General features: G+C 27.7%; 3 protein-coding genes. All 3 read left to right on the plus strand.

Going from position 1 to position 2,421, the window contains the following annotated elements; all coding sequences use genetic code 11:
* The coding region (locus AC1DRF_RS23295; RefSeq protein ID WP_477741810.1) for a glycosyltransferase at positions 1 to 796 on the plus strand (796 nt) is incomplete at its 5' end.
* A 97-nt stretch (positions 797 to 893) separates the two neighbouring features.
* On the plus strand, positions 894 to 1,832 hold the full coding sequence (locus AC1DRF_RS23300; RefSeq protein WP_477741811.1) for a glycosyltransferase family protein: 939 nt from the start codon (positions 894 to 896) through the stop codon (positions 1,830 to 1,832).
* On the plus strand, positions 1,829 to 2,421 hold a 593-nt coding region (locus AC1DRF_RS23305; protein ID WP_477741812.1), incomplete at its 3' end, for a glycosyltransferase family protein. The genes AC1DRF_RS23300 and AC1DRF_RS23305, both read left to right, overlap by 4 nt.

A 2,421-nucleotide genomic window follows, 5' to 3' on the forward strand; every position in this document is an offset into this window, starting at 1 on the left:
TAATATCAATTTAACAAGCACACTCCATTGGATTCCTGGTAATAAAGTAAAAAGAGCTGCTTTAAAATTTTTATTAAAAATTAAAGTTATAAAAAAATTAGTGGTGCACGGGCAGTATTCTAGAAACAAATTACTAAATGAGAACAGTGATTTACCACCAAGTAAAATAGTTTCAATTCCTTATCCCTATCTCCATACTGGGAGCAATAGTTTCGCTGAAATTAACCTAGAAAATAATTTATACCGAAAACCGTTTCTTCTAGCTTTTGGAGGACTAAGATATGATAAAGGAATAGATATTCTATTAAGATCTCTGAAAGAAATTTCTAATGAATCCTTCACTTTACTTATTGTAGGAAAAGAGAGTTATTACACAAAGAAAGATATTATAAAATATGTAAAGGAGTATTCTTTGGAAAATAAGGTTTTTTATAATTTAGAATATGTAACAGAATCTGAATTGAATTCTTATTTCAATATATCTGATGTAGTTATACTCCCCTATAGAAAAGTTTTTTCAGGGCAAAGTGGTCCTTTAACCGAAGCAGTTGCGAGGTCGAAATTTGTGATTGGGCCAAGACATGGTGAAATAGGCTTTACTATAGAAAATTATGGTTTAGGTATGACTTTTGAGGCCGAAGACTATAAAGACTTGAGTGTAAAAATAAAGAAATTTTTACTCAATAAAGAAATTGGAAATGATAAAAAAATTATTGAAAATCAAAAAAAATATCAAAAAATGATAGACATAAAAAAATTCAGGGAGGACTACCTACTGTTTTTGAAAGAAGCCTAGAATGTTATAAAAGTTTGTATATTACTTGTACAATTAAAATTTCAGTGCGAATTTTAAGACTATTAGAATTATTATATAAGGATGAAAGGGAATATATATGAACAACGAAGTTGAATTAGCGCCAGTAGCTTTATTTTGCTATAACAGGCCACAATTAACAGCAAAAACATTGAAGGCCTTAGAATTAAATGATCTTGCTAGACAAACAAATTTATATGTATTCATTGATGGACCAAAAGTAGAAACAGATAAACAAAAAATTGAAGAAATTATTAAAATAGTTAAATTCTTAAAAGGCTTTAAAAAAGTAAATATAATTCAAAGTCCTGTAAACAAAGGTTTAGCTAATTCCATAATAACTGGGGTAACAGAAATAATTAAAAAATATAATAAAGTAATTGTTTTAGAAGATGATTTAATTACTCACTCGTCGTTCCTTTCTTATATGAACAAAGCATTAAGATATTATAAAGACAAATCTAATATTTGGTCTATATCGGGTTATACTCCTAATATGGAATTACCAGATGATTACCAGGAGGATGTATTCCTAACATTACGAGGGAGTTCTTGGGGATGGGCTACTTGGAAAGACCGTTGGGAATTAATAGAATGGGAGTGGGGAAATAAAGATTTTGATGAGATTTTTTCCAAAAAGAAAGGTTTAGATTTAGTGGGAGAAGACATTTATTATCTAACCAAGGATTACAAAGAAAAACTTATTGATTCTTGGGCTATAAGATGGACTAATGCTCAGTTTAAATTTAATAAATATACTGTATTTCCTCGGCATACTTTCGTCCAAAATGAAGGATTTGGAAGTGATTCTACTCACGGAAGTTTAAGTAGTAAATTTAAAACTAAATTATCTAAACAAAATATAGAATTTAATTTAGTTGACGTAACTTATCAATTAGAAATCGAAAGATTATATGCTAATCTATATAAATTGGAGTTCCATAACAAAATTTCTATATTTTTAAAAAGAATTAAAATCTATAAATTAATGAAGAAAATATTAAAAAAAATTAGGTGAATCAATTGGTTATTTTTGTGAATGCGACAGCAGCCTCAGAAATAGGAGGACTAAAAACCATCGTTGATCAATTTATTGATAATATCGGTCTCTACGATGCTAAAAATGAGTATTACATTTTTATTAGTCCTTTATATAAGCCTCATAATGTTCCAGTCAATTGTAAATTAATAAAAAAAGATGCGAAGAAAGCATTTAAAAGATTGTACTGGGATTATTTTGGTATGAAAAATTGGTCCGAAAAGCACAATATAATTCCACAAAAAATAATATCGTTACAAAATACCGGCGTTTTTTTTAAAGGAGTTCAACAAACTATATATTTACACACTCCTATTCCTTTTGTTAGTTATAATTGGAATATATTTAAAAATGATGAAAGGCCACTTTGGTTTTATAAAAAGATATATCCTTATTTTATTAGATCTACTTTAAGTGATAATACAAACTTAATTGTTCAAAGTAACTGGTTAAGTGATAGTGTATCTAAATTCTTTAATATATCTAAGGAACGTATATTAGTAAATATGCCATCTATTTATCAATATTCAAATAACTCGAATAAAGAGACAGATATAAACTCTGAAAC

The organism is Priestia sp. P5_B4, from assembly GCF_056400385.1.